Genomic DNA, 12915 nt, shown 5'->3' on the forward strand with positions numbered 1-12915 from the left:
TTTATCAATCCTTATTAAACATTCTTTTTAACGAAATAGTTTTATCGAAAAATGTAATTCTGATTCCGAAAAGTAAAATGATGCCGCCGAAAACCATCTGTAAAGTTATTTGTTCTTCTAAAAACAACCAAGCTAATATCGAAGTTATTACAGCCTGACTCAATAAACTCAACGAAACTCTGGTCGCGCGCATGTGTTGTGTTGCATAACTAATCGACAACCAGGCACACAATTGACAAATTACGGCTTGTAAAACCAATACAAACCAACCGGTATTTGAGAATCCGGTAAAAGGCTGATCTAACGAATAGCAAAGAATTCCTAGATAAACACTCGAAGCCAATAAACTGATCGTCATAAACGACAAAACATCAACTTCTGAAAGTACATTTTTGCTGACCAACAGATAAATTGAATATAAAATCCCTGATAAAACCGCAAACAAGAAAGCCTGATCAAAATTCAATTCCATAAAAAAACTGAAACCAACCAAAGTCACCATTCCGAATAAAGAAACCACTGTTCCAATCCAGAAATTGGTTGCAGGTTTTGATTTCAAAAATAAAAACGAACCGATTCCGACCCAAAGCGGAGATAAATTCGTTAAAAGTGAAGCCTGAGTCGCACTCGAATCCTGAATGGCGATATTCCAAACCGCAACATCAGATGAAAATAAAATACCACAAAGCATGGCCAAAAGCAAGAATTTTGTCTTCGGAAGTTTGAAGCTTTTCGTTATAATTACATAAGGCAACAGCAAAAGGACCGCAAAAAACATACGGTAAAAAGCCGAGATTAATCCAGGTGCCAGTTTTAATTTAACCAATATCGGGAAGATGGAAATACAAAGTATCCCGCAGATTAAAGCCAATCTTGGTTTGGTGAGTTTCATTTAGTGATTTTTTGAAGCTTTCATCTTCTTAAAAAGCCTTAATTTTATTAATAATTCCCGGATTTGCGTCCGGGAATTATTAATGTTTTCAGTCATTAAATTTTCTAATAATATATTCTTTTGCTTTTTTGTCATAATACCCTAAATAATAAGAATCTATCTTAAATAAAATTTGTGCTGATGTATCTTCATTTTTATCAAGAAACGTTCTAATCTTATCAAATGCTAACGGCTGTAATTCGCCTTTTACGTGATTGCCTTCTTTGTCAAATAAACCTTCTACCTTAACCACTTTTCGGCTAGAATAGGAATTGAAGCTATCCATAGTTGGATTAAATATGACAGCTCCTAATAATGAACCTATAAAGCCAAATTGATTCATTACAGATTGACCTGCAGGTTGTTGTGATGTATCAGAAATGCCTCCGAAAGTTATTAATGTATTTTCCCCAACATTATAACAAGCAATACCTGCATGCAAATTAGTTATCTTTCGAATAAATTGGGAAGAGTTCTCCAATACTTTCTCACCTCCACCAAAAAAATCGTTTCCTTGCTGTGAAATTTCTGTGTTTTTAAATTCAATTGGAGTATCTCCAGTTGCAGTGTATTCTTTTAGTAAATTACCATCTAAATCTTTTATGGTAAAATGAAAAATATCGGCTGAAGATTTTATTTGATATAGTTTATTGTTAATAAAGAAAGAGTTTGAATTTAATCGAACAGAATATCCTCCTGGACTCATTTCTGAAATTGAAGGAAATTTAATTATTTTTTCGATAGCACTAAATCTTGTTAAATCAATTACAATAGCTTGGGTGTAATTTACATTATTATCAATTGTTATAACGATTTGATTTTTATTAAAATAACACTTTCTCTTTTTTGTAGCTTCATTTAATGAAGTTGGATTTTCGATATTCATAAAATGCATCGAAAAAGGCCATTCGTTAGGAAGGAAACTCTCCTCTAATACGCCATAGAGCGTTGATTTGACATACTTTTTTTTAAAGAAATGAAATCCTTCCAAAGAGATTGTTTTTGACACATACACTCCTTCTTTATCAAAAATATGTAATCTTAAATTATTGCTTTTTTTAACAACAGTTAAGATATAAAACTTTTCATTTTCACTAAATTTTTGCAAAAACTTTTCGTCTTTTAAAGCAAGGGTGTATTGTTGTGTTTGGACTGTTCGGCTATTAAAATCATACAATTGTGTAAAAATATTTTCATAATCATCCGAAGACCAGAAAAGTCTTGTATTATTATTTTTGATGTTATAACCAATCATATTGGTGTAAACTTTAGTATTTGGTCTTTCTGTTGAAATACTATCTGCTATTTGCATTTTTTCATTAAGATGAATAGCATTTACTTTTATTTTGTCACTGACAAATACGGTAACATCTTTTTTCTGATCATTTACGGTCTGGAAAACACCACGATTTTTTTTTAATTCAATAGGTGTAGAACTAATTGTTTCTTGTGACAAAGAGACTAAACCATTTAAAAGTAAAGCCATAAGGAGTATTTTTTTTAACATTATGAGATTTGATTTTTATTTATTTGCTAATATCTAGTTTTTTTATGAAACTAAATACTAGCAAATAAAATATTAGAGAGTATTTTTTAAAATCAAAAAGCGTGAATCAATTAAAATGTTTAATCGATTCACGCCATTTTATAGTAGTATAAAACTTTAGTTTACCGTTTCACCATTAGGAGCATCAGCATCCGGGTTGATAAAAACCAATTTTCCTTCAGCATTTGTTGTCATCAAAATCATACCCTGACTTTCAACGCCACGTAGAGCTCTTGGAGCCAAATTGGCTAAGACAGAAACACGTTTTCCGATAATTTCTTCTGGCGAAAAGCTTTCAGCAATTCCGGAAACTATTGTACGAACGTCAATTCCGGTATCTACTTTAAGAACTAAAAGTTTATTGGCTTTTGGCATTTTTTCTGCTTCCAGAATAGTTCCAACACGAATATCCATTTTAGCGAAATCCTCAAACTGAATCAACTCTTTTTGTGGTTCCGGCTGTTTGCTTTCTGCAAGATTGGCTGTTTTTGTAGCTTCCAATTTATCTATTTGTTTTTGTATTTCTTCGTCTTCTATTTTTGCGAAAAGCAATTCTGCTTCGCCAATTTTATGTCCCGCCGGAATTAAATCTGAATTTTCAGCAATATCATTCCAACCTAGTACTTTATCAATAATGATGTCTTTTGCATCACGATTTTTCTCTTTAAGAAACTTACTAAATCCTTCAAAATGCTCTTTAAGATCACTTAAATTCAGGATTTTTGAAAGTTTTTTTGATGTAAAAGGTAAAAACGGTTCAGCCAAAACGCTTAAAGCAGCAGCAATTTGCAATGCCACATACATTTGCGTTTTTACACGCTCCGGATTGTCTTTCATTACTTTCCAAGGCTCTTCGTCGGCAAGATATTTATTTCCTAAACGGGCAACATTCATCAATTCCCCAAGAGCTTCACGGAATCTGTAACGCTCCACTGAACTTGAAATCACAGCCGGATACGCTTTTAATTCTGCCAAAGTTTGCTCGTCAACTTCTGAAAATTCATTTGGCGTCGGAATAACTCCTTCGTAATATTTGTTGGTTAAAACCACAACACGATTAATGAAATTTCCAAAAATTGCAACCAATTCGTTGTTGTTTCTCGCCTGGAAATCTTTCCAGGTAAAATCATTATCCTTAGTTTCTGGAGCGTTTGAAGTTAAGGCATAACGCAAAACGTCTTGTTTCTCCGGAAATTCTTCTAAATATTCATGTAACCAAACGGCCCAGTTTTTAGAAGTCGAAAGTTTATTTCCTTCCAAATTCAAAAACTCATTTGCAGGAACGTTATCCGGTAAAATATAGCTTCCTTCGGCTTTAAGCATTGCCGGGAAAATGATACAGTGAAAAACGATATTGTCTTTCCCAATAAAGTGAACCAGTTTCGTTTCTTCATCTTTCCAGTATGGTTCCCAGTCTTTTCCTTCGCGCGCTGCCCATTCTTTCGTAGATGAAATATATCCGATAGGCGCATCAAACCAAACGTATAATTTTTTTCCTTCGGCGCCTTCAACCGGCACATCAATTCCCCAATCAAGGTCACGTGTCACCGCACGAGGTTCTAATCCGCCATCAACCCATGATTTTACTTGTCCGTAAACATTCGGTTTCCAGTCGTTTTTATGTCCGACTAAAATCCATTCTGTCAGGAAATCAGTGTACCTGTCCAAAGGTAAAAACCAGTGTTTTGTTTCTTTTAAAATGGGAGTTTCTCCGGTAATCGTCGATTTTGGATTAATCAAATCGGTAGCATTCAAAGTCGATCCGCATTTTTCGCATTGATCACCGTAAGCTTCCGGATTATCACATTTCGGGCAGGTTCCAACTACAAAACGGTCCGCTAAAAACTGATCTGCTTTTGCATCGTACAATTGCTCGGTTACTTCTTCAATAAAATCACCATTATCATACAAAGTCCTGAAGAATTCCTGAGCCGTATCATGATGAATTTTAGCCGAAGTACGAGAATAATTATCAAACGAAATTCCGAAATCAGCGAATGATTTTCTAATAATTCCGTCATATTTATCAATAACTTCTTGTGGTGTAATTCCTTCTTTTTTGGCTTTCATCGAAATTGCAACACCATGTTCATCGCTTCCGCAAATAAACGCAACGTCTTTTCCTTGCAAACGCAAGTATCTCGAATATATATCTGCAGGCACGTAAACCCCAGCCAAATGCCCAATATGAATAGGTCCGTTGGTGTAAGGCAAAGCCGCCGTAATAGTATATCTCTTTGGATTCTGTATCATCTTTCAATTTTATTGAGTGCAAAAATAAGCAATAGAATTGAGATTTTGTTATTTCACGGAGATTCACAAGCAATTTCACAGAGTTGGGCGAAGAAAAACACAGAGATTCGCTAAGTTTTTTTAAAGCAAAGCGAATTAATCTCGCAATCCCGATAGCCATCGGGGAGTAGAGTTGTAAAGTTTTTTAAACTAAAGCCACAGATTACAGGATTAAATTGATTTTTTAAATTAAAATCTGCTCAATCTGCCGAATCTGCGTGAAACAAAAATTTAATGAGATTATTTAGTGTCGATTGTTTTTTCAGGAGCTAATCCCGCTATCCGTTCCAATCTTTTGTGCCGAACCCCGGCACAAAAGGATTTCCACTTCTATCAGGGCTAGGGCACTCATTTTCACAAGAAGTTTCCCGTGTTGTTTGTCAGGCTGAGCGAAGTCGAAGCCCATGCGCTGAATCACTTTGCGGGCTTCGACTTCGCTCAGCCTGACAATCTTTGCGTATCTCTGCGAAAATCTTCGTGCATCTCTGTGAAACAACCCCATAAAATAGAACGAGTTTAAACTAGCACTACAAGTAAAATCTTCAAAATATATTTTGCAACCTTTGCCCAAGAAAAAAACAAAGACAATCTTATGAGCAAGACAAAACTTATCATCAATAAAAACGGATCTATAAAAATCGAAGGTGATTTTGAAATCATGGATTCTGAAGGAACAGTTTACGGACTTCAGGGAAGATCTGCATTAGGACTTTGCCGTTGCGGATTATCGGCAAACAAACCTTTTTGCGATGGTGGACATCGTAATAATTTCGAACACGATTCTGTTGCGTTTGATTTACCGCCTATGAAAACGAACTAATTTCTGGTTTGGACATAAAAAAAAGCTGCATTATTTAATGCAGCTTTTTTTTATAGATATAATTCCCCACGCATTGTAATAATCGAAGAACCGCCAACCAAAATATCTTCTTCACGATTCATAACTTCAATCATTGAAGCCTGTTTTAACTTTACACCTTGCAGAATTTTATATTCTTTCTCTGATTTAGTAAATTTCTTTTGCGTTAAAAAGCCAATTAAAGGACCTGCAGCCGTTCCGGTAGCCGGATCTTCATATATTCCAATTATGGGGTTGAAAAATCTAGTTTCGACTATATGTTCGTGATTTTCATCGGCAGGAGTGAAACAATAAAATCCTTCAAAATGATATTCTTTTGATATTTCGATTAACAGTTGATTGTCAGGAACAATACTATTGAGCAATTGACTGTTTTTTATGGGAACCATGGTGTGGGCAACTTCTGTTTTTACAATTGTTGGAACAAAAGCATTTACATCTAAATCTTCGATTTTTAAACCCAATGCCACCGCAATTCTGTAGGTTGGGATTTCTTGTTTGATGACAGCTGATTTTTGATGCATTTGCACCACTGGATATTGTGTAGCTGGATCAAAGCTTACCGTTAAAGGAATGGCTGAATCTTTCATGATCACAAAACGCTCGCTTTCATTTTGTTCCTCAAAAATGGGCATTCTTTTTAGTAAGGCACCACAAACTGCACCCAATAAATTGTGTCCTGCACCATCAATCTCGATTCCAGTTGGGGTAAATGAACGAACCTTTAGCGCTTTTTTCTTTGTTGAATAATAAATAAATGATGTTTCAGAATAACCAAATTCTTTGGAGATATTTTGGTAGGTTTCTAATTCTAAATCACCATTTGTAAAAACAACCGACAATGGGTTTCCTTTATAACTTTTATTTGAGAATACATCTAAAACATAGTATTGTAAAGTGGTTCTGTTTTCCATTGTTTATCTTTTTTGATGAATATACGATTTAGTTAATTTCTTTTAAGTTTAGTAATAGAATAACGAAGAAAGTTACCAGAATTGTACCTAAAATTATGCGACGAATTTTAAAACTTCTTTTGCCCGAAATCCAGGCAGATACAAAAGAAGTGATACCAGTCACCAAAAGGATGCAACAAATAATAAAATTGCTTAATTCACCAATTCCTTCAGTTTCCATATTTAAATTAGTGTTAATTATGAATTTTCGAACAATAAGAAATTTAATATTACACTAAATATTGCATAAAAGTACTATAAAGAATACAAAGAAAAATGAAGCTATAATTACTTTTTTGTTTTATTTTTTTGATAATCCAGAACTGAATATACAATTACAAGATAAACGAAATAAAATGGATAGACCATAAAAGCCTTCAGTGGCCAACCGATTCCCATCATACTCATTCTTAATTTTTTTATTCTGTCTAAGTTTTCAGGCGCCACATTCTGAAGTCTTTCGATAGTATCTAAGTCGTCAAAATTATATCCGTAATGTGAAAGTAGTAGTTGGTTTGAAAAATAAGACCACCAGGCAACGGTTAAAACTAAAAGAAAAGTAATAATAAGGCAAAAAGTAAAGTATAGAATAATGATGTTTCTTGTTTTTCGTTTATATAATTGTTTCAGAATAAATATTGGAAAAATGATTAAAGAGATTACTAAAGTGAAGGATATTAGTTTGATTAAAATCTCCATAGTATTGATTTAGTTTTTTAATTATTTACAACATTCTCTTCTTCTCGGCACTTATATTTACCGTTTTTTCCAATCTCGAAATTCGGGTTTTTTCTTGTTTGGCGCTCATGATCCAGTGAATCATGACTTTTTTGTAGGATGGTGCTTGTTGGTTAAAGTATTCCCAGGCAGTTTTATTGGCTTTGAATTGTTTTTCAAAATCAGGATTGAGAACAGCTGGTTCTTTTTCGTGCGAATAAATTCGGGAGCGTTCTTCAGATCTTAAGTCGAAAGCTTTTTGACCTTCGGGTTTCATGAGTCCGGCTTTGGTAAGTTCTTCAACTTTTTTGATGTTGATGGCACTCCAAATACTGGTTTTTTTTCTCGGCGTAAACCGAATGGTATAGCTTTCTTCATCAATAGATTTTCGAACGCCGTCGATCCAGCCAAAACAAAGTGCCTGATCTACAGATTCTGACCATGACATAGAAGGTTTTTTGCTATTCACTTTATAGAAACCAACTAATAATTCGGTTTCTGTTTGGTGATGCTTTTCTAACCATTCTCTGAATTTTTCTTGCGTTGCGAAGAAGGTTGGGTTCATTTGAATTGATTGCTGAAACTATTTTTTCTTTTTGTTTGTAGTCACAATTAAAACTCCCGCTTCAGCAAAAGTGCCATAAATTTTAATACCTTTTTCCCTATCCAAAGGGATGATGGATATGATTTCTTTTTTTGATAAAGGAAGTTTTTCTTTCTCTAAATCCTGAAAACGATACGGAACGCCGTCAATTACAACAATTGGTTCATTTGTCATGATCTTTCGATCAGCCATTTCGGTAATAGAATTTGAAAGATAAAGTTTTTCTATGCCTTCATCCTGCAATTCGTAACGATTTTGCGAATACATCGAGAAAGATAGAAATGAAATTATGGCGATTATGAGGTTTTTCATGGATTGGGTTTTTAGTTTAATTGAATAGAAATCGTAAGTTTCAATTTCTTATAAGTTTACTATCGCTCTAATAATCCATAAAAGTATAATAAATAACAGAAGATAGAATTGAACTTTACGAACTTTTTTATTACTAAAATTGTTTAACCAAAAATCCTAATAATCCGTTTTGTGATGCAGTTCCGGTTATTAGGATTTTGATATAAGTATTCTATAAAATGATACAATTCCGAGATTGAAAAGTAAAATTTACTTTATTTTCGGTTTGTTATGTATGGATAATTAGGGTTATTGAAAAACAACCTCTTTGTTGATTTTAGCTATTTTAACAATATGACAAGGCTGGGTTATTACAGCATTTAGGCCTCCGGTTTTTAATTGTTCAATCTTAACGAAAATACGATTATTGGTTTGCGTAATTTTGGTAATGTCAATAGAATAGCCACCATAGTTTCGTACTTCATCAAAAACGGCAATGACCTGATATTTGGTAAAATCAATTGTGGCATCTGGAACATAATAATTGGTATCGCTATATGGATTCATTTTTGAGATTAAGGCGGTCCAGTCTTCCTGATTTCTTATAACCAGATTTGCTTTTGGATTATCATAATTTCCATAAAAAGAATCATTTTGGAGAATTGTAGAAAATGTTACCTCTTTCGTTTGTGAATCATCACTTTCGCAGCTTGTTAAAGCAAATAAAATGCTGAAAATAAAAATAATCTGTTTCATGTTTTGGGTTTTAGTTAATTAGGTTTTATTGTAAAAACCTATTTACTAAATAGATATGATTTTTTTAAATGGTTGCGCAATCTAATGTTAAGTTTATGTTTTGATAAGTTTTCTAGTTTTTAATTGTATTGAGTTTGATCTCACTTGTTCTTGATAATTATAGGGTTGATAAAGACTGCAGATAATTTATTCTCTTTATTAAAAAAATTACAAATTAGCAATCGCCCTTATAATCCATAAAAGTATAATAAATCCCAGAAAATAAAATTGCACTTTATTCACTTTTTGATTCCCAAACTTCCGAACCAAAAGACGATCAATTAATAAAACTAAAGAAACCGGAATCAAACCAAACAAAATATAAATTCCCAATAAGCCATCTTCTGCGGAGTTGCCGTTTATTAGGATTATCGCGTAAATTATTCCTGCGACAATAGAGAGGATTCCCGAGACGTAGAATAGAGTTAGGTTTTTTGGAAGGTTCATCGGTTGAGTCGATTTTAGTTTTTTGAATATATTTTTTCTAATTCAATAATTCTATCTCTCACAAATAGAGCATTTTCATGAGAACAAATCATTCTGTAATCTTGTGATGAGTTTTCTCCATCAAGTTCTTTTGCAGTTTCGACTTCGACTTTTTTGAAATATTGATCTCTTTTTTTAAGCCATGCCAATTGTTTGCTTTTTAATTGTTCCTGTTCTGATTTGCTTAATGTCGGTCTGATTTTGTTGTATGTTATATTAAGCTGTTTGTCTATTTTATTATAATATTCAATTGTACAGTTCAACATATTGTTCTGTGTATCATCTAAGCATTTTTGAAGTTCTATTTCTAGTTTTTGTATCTCTTTGCTTTCTTGGGAATAAGAACAGAAACTGATTAGGGATAGAAAAAAAATTAAGTATATTTTGTTCATTTGTCTTATCGTTGTGGGCACGGATTGCAAATTATCGGTAAAGGAATTGGAGAAATTATTATTTTATTAAAATCCTTTAAATCAAATTTTTTATTGATTTTAATAAAACGATGTTGATTTTTTATCGCTTCTAATGATTTTCCGAATAACCAAAATTGATTTGGACCTTGGTGGCCATGGATTTTAAGTTGTTTTGATTGTTTTTTGTTTTTTAAGTCAAAAGCAAAAGTTTCTCCGTCATCAACTGAGCTTATAAACTCTTTTTCTTTTGGAAAAGATATAGTATCTAAAGTACTTTGGATTTTCTCTTTTTCTTCTTCGTTTAAAATCGTAAAGGAAGTTTGTTCTTCAAGCGGATATGTATTGATGAAATAAAGTGTGTCTGATGAATTGAACTTTAAGTAATAAGATTCATGAATATTCCATTTAAAAAAGGTAAAATCATGATTCTTTTTTGATGATTGACAACTTAATAATACTGTTAGGAATATAATAGTGATAGATAACTTCATGATTTTAATATGATTAGTTTTCAAGAATTTCTTCTTTTTTTAATTCTGAAATATCTATTATTTTTTCGCAAAGAGTTACAAAATTTGACAACCCTCTTTCCTTTATGTTGTAGTTAGGTGACCAAAATCGGTAGCTTTTATTTTTTCCTTTTGAGCCAAATTTTATTTCCCAAGTGCTTCCGTCTTTCCCATCTAAAAAAGCTTTACCAATATTTATTCGATCCAGAGATACTGCTTGAATAACAAGTTTATTAAAAGTTTTAAGATCAATAGTTATAGATTTTTTTATTTTGCTATAGTTCCATTGAGGGTCATAATCACCAGGTCTGCTTTCAATAAATATTATTGCGCGATTACTTGTAGACATTCTTGAAATATTGATTTTTACCTCATTATAAGGAATTCTACGACTATTTGTATAGGTAAATTCAATTTCATCAATTTTCGGAGATGTTTGTGCGATACTTTTTTGATAACTTAACATAATGATTATCATCATCGCACATAAAAAGTATTTTTTGATCATGACTATCTAAGTATTTAATAAAGCTAAAATACTCTTTTTAATAGTACAAAATAATCTCACAAAACTAAATCTTCTTATGAAAACGAGAGCGTTAGGCATAGTAGTGGAAAGCCCACAGCCTGACGAAGGAGTGCGAGGACTTGCAGCGAATAGCCCGGTCCGCCGCGGCGGAGAACGCCCAAAAAATTATTCACGTTTATATCATTATTTCACCGAAATTTGCGAAATAAAGTAATGAAGCATAGAAATCATGGCAAAAGGACCTGAAAAGAATACGAAAAACAAGGCTTTGCACACCAAATTGCTCAATCGGAAGAAGGCTAAACTGCAGGAAGAAAAAAGAGAACGCGCCTTGCGTTTGAAGGCTTTGGTGGCAAAAATGAATGAAAAAAAGAATACGGACGGATCTGATGCGATATAAATCAGATTGTATTTCTTTTCTGTTTTTATTTAACTGAAATTTGCAAATCAATCTCAAAACAAAATCAAATGGAGGAATTCGGTAGAATAATAGTTTCTGAAACAGCAATGAATAGTGAAAATCTTCACGATGTGATTCATTCTAATATTTCGGTTATCAATTTAATGCGTGAGGAAGGTGTTGATGACGAATTTATTCATCCTGATGCTTTGATGAGTTATTACCTTGATTATTACTGGTCGCAATATGCAGAGGGAAATTTTGCGCAGTTTGTTTATAAATCGGGTTGGAATAAAGAACTAAACGAATTGATTGAAGAAGGTCTGGCTTTAATAGGTGCCGAAAAGCATTTGGAATTGTTTCAACAGCAAAGCAAGAAAGTTAAATTGATGAGCAGTGTTAAGCTGAATAAATTTGTAAGCGGAAAATTTGAAGGCGTGAATCCGGTTCGTGATTCTTTGAATAATGATACTTTTTATGAACTCGAAGAAAATCTGGTTACGCTGAATGCTAATTTCCTGAAAAATCACCCTGATTTCGAAGTGCTTTCGGTAGACGATATGTTTGCGACTTTGGAGGAATATGTGGGGCATGAGATTAAACGAGCCTAGTTTTTTAATCGCAAAGTTTGCAAAGGGTTTACGCTAGACACGCAAAGAGGTTAGTTTTAATCTCGCAAAGTCGCGAAAGCGCAAAGTTTTATTTTCCTTGCGAACATTGCGTAAGCCCTTTGCGAACCTTGCGGTTAAACTGAGTTAGTAAATTTTTATTCGCAAGCACTTGTTTCTGAATTAATTAAATTAATTTTAGTTCTTTATAAAATTGAGGTTTTTATGGAAGAACTAACGCATATCAAATCTGTTATCGGAATAATTCTCGGATTGAGCTTAACGCATCTTATCAAAGGATCGGTTATTTTTATTCAGCATCCGGGACGAAAGAAAGTCTATTTTGTGCACTCGCTTTGGGTGTTTTATGTTTTTTTGCTGATCATTCATTTCTGGTGGTGGGAGTTTAATCTCAAGTTGATAACCGAATGGTATTTTATAGATTACTTTTTTATCATTTGTTATATCCTGATTTACTATTTGTTGTGTGCCATTTTATATCCGGACGATTTACGAGACTATACTGGTTATGAAGATTATTTTTATTCGAGGAAAAACTGGTTTTTCGCGATTCTGGCAATCAGTTATATTGCCGATATGATTGATACGGCCATAAAAGGCGGAAATTACTTTTTATACAATCAAACGGAGTATTATATTAGGATTGCCACACATGTTGTGCTTTGTCTGATAGCAATAAAATATCACAATAAAGTTTTTCATACTATTCTGGCGATTCTGTTTATTGTATATGAACTCTCGTATATTTTAAGGTTGTTTAATGTGGAGTAGTTTCTTTTAAGGTTCAAAGTTGCTGGGGCTCAAAGGTTCAAGGTTTTCTGCAGATTTTTAATCTGTGGCAGTAAAAATTGGCTACTTCGCTCCCTATACCTATAGGGATTTCGGGATTCATTCTCATCAAAAAAACTCAGCGAATCTCTGTGTCAACTTGCGCAACTTTGTGGAATAACTTTATTAACTT

The 12915-nt window shown here is 33.2% G+C and carries 17 protein-coding genes; 4 read left to right on the forward strand and 13 right to left on the reverse strand.

Annotation, left to right across the window (positions count from 1 at the left end):
- Positions 1-4 precede the first annotated feature (4 nt).
- The 3 genes from IHE43_RS03220 to metG all read right to left on the reverse strand — a co-directional run bounded on the left by IHE43_RS03220 (position 5) and on the right by metG (position 4730).
- Positions 5-892 carry a DMT family transporter gene (locus tag IHE43_RS03220; protein WP_192186651.1) on the reverse strand — a complete coding sequence of 296 codons (888 nt, stop codon included), beginning with the start codon at positions 890-892 and terminating at the stop codon, positions 5-7.
- 88 nt (positions 893-980) lie between these two features.
- Positions 981-2417, reverse strand: a complete 1437-nt coding sequence (locus IHE43_RS03225) for a hypothetical protein (protein WP_192186652.1) — start codon at positions 2415-2417, stop codon at positions 981-983.
- A 177-nt stretch (positions 2418-2594) separates the two neighbouring features.
- Positions 2595-4730, reverse strand: coding sequence for a methionine--tRNA ligase (gene metG, locus IHE43_RS03230; RefSeq protein WP_192186653.1), 2136 nt, complete (start codon positions 4728-4730; stop codon positions 2595-2597).
- A gap of 631 nt (positions 4731-5361) precedes the next feature.
- On the opposite strand from metG, the gene IHE43_RS03235 reads away from it, so the two are divergent.
- Positions 5362-5589, forward strand: a complete 228-nt coding sequence (locus tag IHE43_RS03235) for a CDGSH iron-sulfur domain-containing protein (protein ID WP_026984188.1) — start codon at positions 5362-5364, stop codon at positions 5587-5589.
- 50 nt (positions 5590-5639) lie between these two features.
- On the opposite strand, the gene IHE43_RS03240 is transcribed toward IHE43_RS03235, so the two are convergent.
- The 10 genes from IHE43_RS03240 to IHE43_RS03285 form a co-directional block, all read right to left on the reverse strand.
- Positions 5640-6542: a PhzF family phenazine biosynthesis protein gene (locus tag IHE43_RS03240; protein ID WP_192186654.1), complete on the reverse strand. Its 903-nt coding sequence runs from the start codon at positions 6540-6542 to the stop codon at positions 5640-5642.
- A 28-nt stretch (positions 6543-6570) separates the two neighbouring features.
- Positions 6571-6762 carry a hypothetical protein gene (locus tag IHE43_RS03245; protein ID WP_192186655.1) on the reverse strand — a complete coding sequence of 64 codons (192 nt, stop codon included), beginning with the start codon at positions 6760-6762 and terminating at the stop codon, positions 6571-6573.
- Between the two features lie 107 nt (positions 6763-6869).
- Positions 6870-7280 carry a hypothetical protein gene (locus tag IHE43_RS03250; protein ID WP_192186656.1) on the reverse strand — a complete coding sequence of 137 codons (411 nt, stop codon included), beginning with the start codon at positions 7278-7280 and terminating at the stop codon, positions 6870-6872.
- A 25-nt stretch (positions 7281-7305) separates the two neighbouring features.
- Positions 7306-7863, reverse strand: coding sequence for a YdeI family protein (locus IHE43_RS03255; protein ID WP_192186657.1), 558 nt, complete (start codon positions 7861-7863; stop codon positions 7306-7308).
- Between the two features lie 18 nt (positions 7864-7881).
- Positions 7882-8214, reverse strand: a complete 333-nt coding sequence (locus IHE43_RS03260) for a hypothetical protein (protein WP_192186658.1) — start codon at positions 8212-8214, stop codon at positions 7882-7884.
- Positions 8215-8502: 288 nt separating this feature from the next.
- Entirely contained in the window at positions 8503-8949 is a 447-nt protein-coding gene (locus IHE43_RS03265) for a protease complex subunit PrcB family protein (RefSeq protein ID WP_192186659.1), read from the reverse strand.
- Positions 8950-9156: 207 nt separating this feature from the next.
- On the reverse strand, positions 9157-9435 hold the full coding sequence (locus IHE43_RS03270; RefSeq protein ID WP_192186660.1) for a hypothetical protein: 279 nt from the start codon (positions 9433-9435) through the stop codon (positions 9157-9159).
- 14 nt (positions 9436-9449) lie between these two features.
- Positions 9450-9866 (reverse strand): lysozyme inhibitor LprI family protein, encoded by a 417-nt coding sequence (locus tag IHE43_RS03275; RefSeq protein WP_192186661.1) that lies wholly within the window; start codon positions 9864-9866, stop codon positions 9450-9452.
- 5 nt (positions 9867-9871) lie between these two features.
- The gene (locus tag IHE43_RS03280; RefSeq protein ID WP_192186662.1) at positions 9872-10378 is read right to left on the reverse strand and encodes a hypothetical protein; all 507 of its coding nucleotides are present in this window, start codon (positions 10376-10378) and stop codon (positions 9872-9874) included.
- A gap of 13 nt (positions 10379-10391) precedes the next feature.
- Positions 10392-10904, reverse strand: a complete 513-nt coding sequence (locus IHE43_RS03285; protein WP_192186663.1) for a hypothetical protein — start codon at positions 10902-10904, stop codon at positions 10392-10394.
- Between the two features lie 250 nt (positions 10905-11154).
- On the opposite strand from IHE43_RS03285, the gene IHE43_RS03290 reads away from it, so the two are divergent.
- The 3 genes from IHE43_RS03290 to IHE43_RS03300 all read left to right on the forward strand — a co-directional run bounded on the left by IHE43_RS03290 (position 11155) and on the right by IHE43_RS03300 (position 12725).
- Positions 11155-11325 (forward strand): hypothetical protein, encoded by a 171-nt coding sequence (locus IHE43_RS03290; RefSeq protein WP_192186664.1) that lies wholly within the window; start codon positions 11155-11157, stop codon positions 11323-11325.
- 68 nt (positions 11326-11393) lie between these two features.
- Entirely contained in the window at positions 11394-11936 is a 543-nt protein-coding gene (locus IHE43_RS03295; protein ID WP_192186665.1) for a DUF4375 domain-containing protein, read from the forward strand.
- 222 nt (positions 11937-12158) lie between these two features.
- Positions 12159-12725, forward strand: a complete 567-nt coding sequence (locus IHE43_RS03300) for a hypothetical protein (RefSeq protein ID WP_192186666.1) — start codon at positions 12159-12161, stop codon at positions 12723-12725.
- The last annotated feature ends 190 nt before the right edge of the window (positions 12726-12915 follow it).

This window comes from Flavobacterium sp. MDT1-60, assembly GCF_014844035.1.
In the GTDB taxonomy this organism is placed as follows: Bacteria; Bacteroidota; Bacteroidia; order Flavobacteriales; family Flavobacteriaceae; genus Flavobacterium.

What these genes read in the sequence shown, in the direction of transcription:
- IHE43_RS03220 (WP_192186651.1), bottom strand. Translation starts at nt 892, where the DNA reads ATGAAACTCACCAAACCAAGATTGGCTTTAATCTGCGGGATACTTTGT.
- IHE43_RS03225 (WP_192186652.1), bottom strand. Translation starts at nt 2,417, where the DNA reads ATGGCTTTACTTTTAAATGGTTTAGTCTCTTTGTCACAAGAAACAATT.
- metG (WP_192186653.1), bottom strand. Translation starts at nt 4,730, where the DNA reads ATGATACAGAATCCAAAGAGATATACTATTACGGCGGCTTTGCCTTAC.
- IHE43_RS03235 (WP_026984188.1), top strand. Translation starts at nt 5,362, where the DNA reads ATGAGCAAGACAAAACTTATCATCAATAAAAACGGATCTATAAAAATC.
- IHE43_RS03240 (WP_192186654.1), bottom strand. Translation starts at nt 6,542, where the DNA reads ATGGAAAACAGAACCACTTTACAATACTATGTTTTAGATGTATTCTCA.
- IHE43_RS03245 (WP_192186655.1), bottom strand. Translation starts at nt 6,762, where the DNA reads ATGGAAACTGAAGGAATTGGTGAATTAAGCAATTTTATTATTTGTTGC.
- IHE43_RS03250 (WP_192186656.1), bottom strand. Translation starts at nt 7,280, where the DNA reads ATGGAGATTTTAATCAAACTAATATCCTTCACTTTAGTAATCTCTTTA.
- IHE43_RS03255 (WP_192186657.1), bottom strand. Translation starts at nt 7,863, where the DNA reads ATGAACCCAACCTTCTTCGCAACGCAAGAAAAATTCAGAGAATGGTTA.
- IHE43_RS03260 (WP_192186658.1), bottom strand. Translation starts at nt 8,214, where the DNA reads ATGAAAAACCTCATAATCGCCATAATTTCATTTCTATCTTTCTCGATG.
- IHE43_RS03265 (WP_192186659.1), bottom strand. Translation starts at nt 8,949, where the DNA reads ATGAAACAGATTATTTTTATTTTCAGCATTTTATTTGCTTTAACAAGC.
- IHE43_RS03270 (WP_192186660.1), bottom strand. Translation starts at nt 9,435, where the DNA reads ATGAACCTTCCAAAAAACCTAACTCTATTCTACGTCTCGGGAATCCTC.
- IHE43_RS03275 (WP_192186661.1), bottom strand. Translation starts at nt 9,866, where the DNA reads ATGAACAAAATATACTTAATTTTTTTTCTATCCCTAATCAGTTTCTGT.
- IHE43_RS03280 (WP_192186662.1), bottom strand. Translation starts at nt 10,378, where the DNA reads ATGAAGTTATCTATCACTATTATATTCCTAACAGTATTATTAAGTTGT.
- IHE43_RS03285 (WP_192186663.1), bottom strand. Translation starts at nt 10,904, where the DNA reads ATGATCAAAAAATACTTTTTATGTGCGATGATGATAATCATTATGTTA.
- IHE43_RS03290 (WP_192186664.1), top strand. Translation starts at nt 11,155, where the DNA reads ATGGCAAAAGGACCTGAAAAGAATACGAAAAACAAGGCTTTGCACACC.
- IHE43_RS03295 (WP_192186665.1), top strand. Translation starts at nt 11,394, where the DNA reads ATGGAGGAATTCGGTAGAATAATAGTTTCTGAAACAGCAATGAATAGT.
- IHE43_RS03300 (WP_192186666.1), top strand. Translation starts at nt 12,159, where the DNA reads ATGGAAGAACTAACGCATATCAAATCTGTTATCGGAATAATTCTCGGA.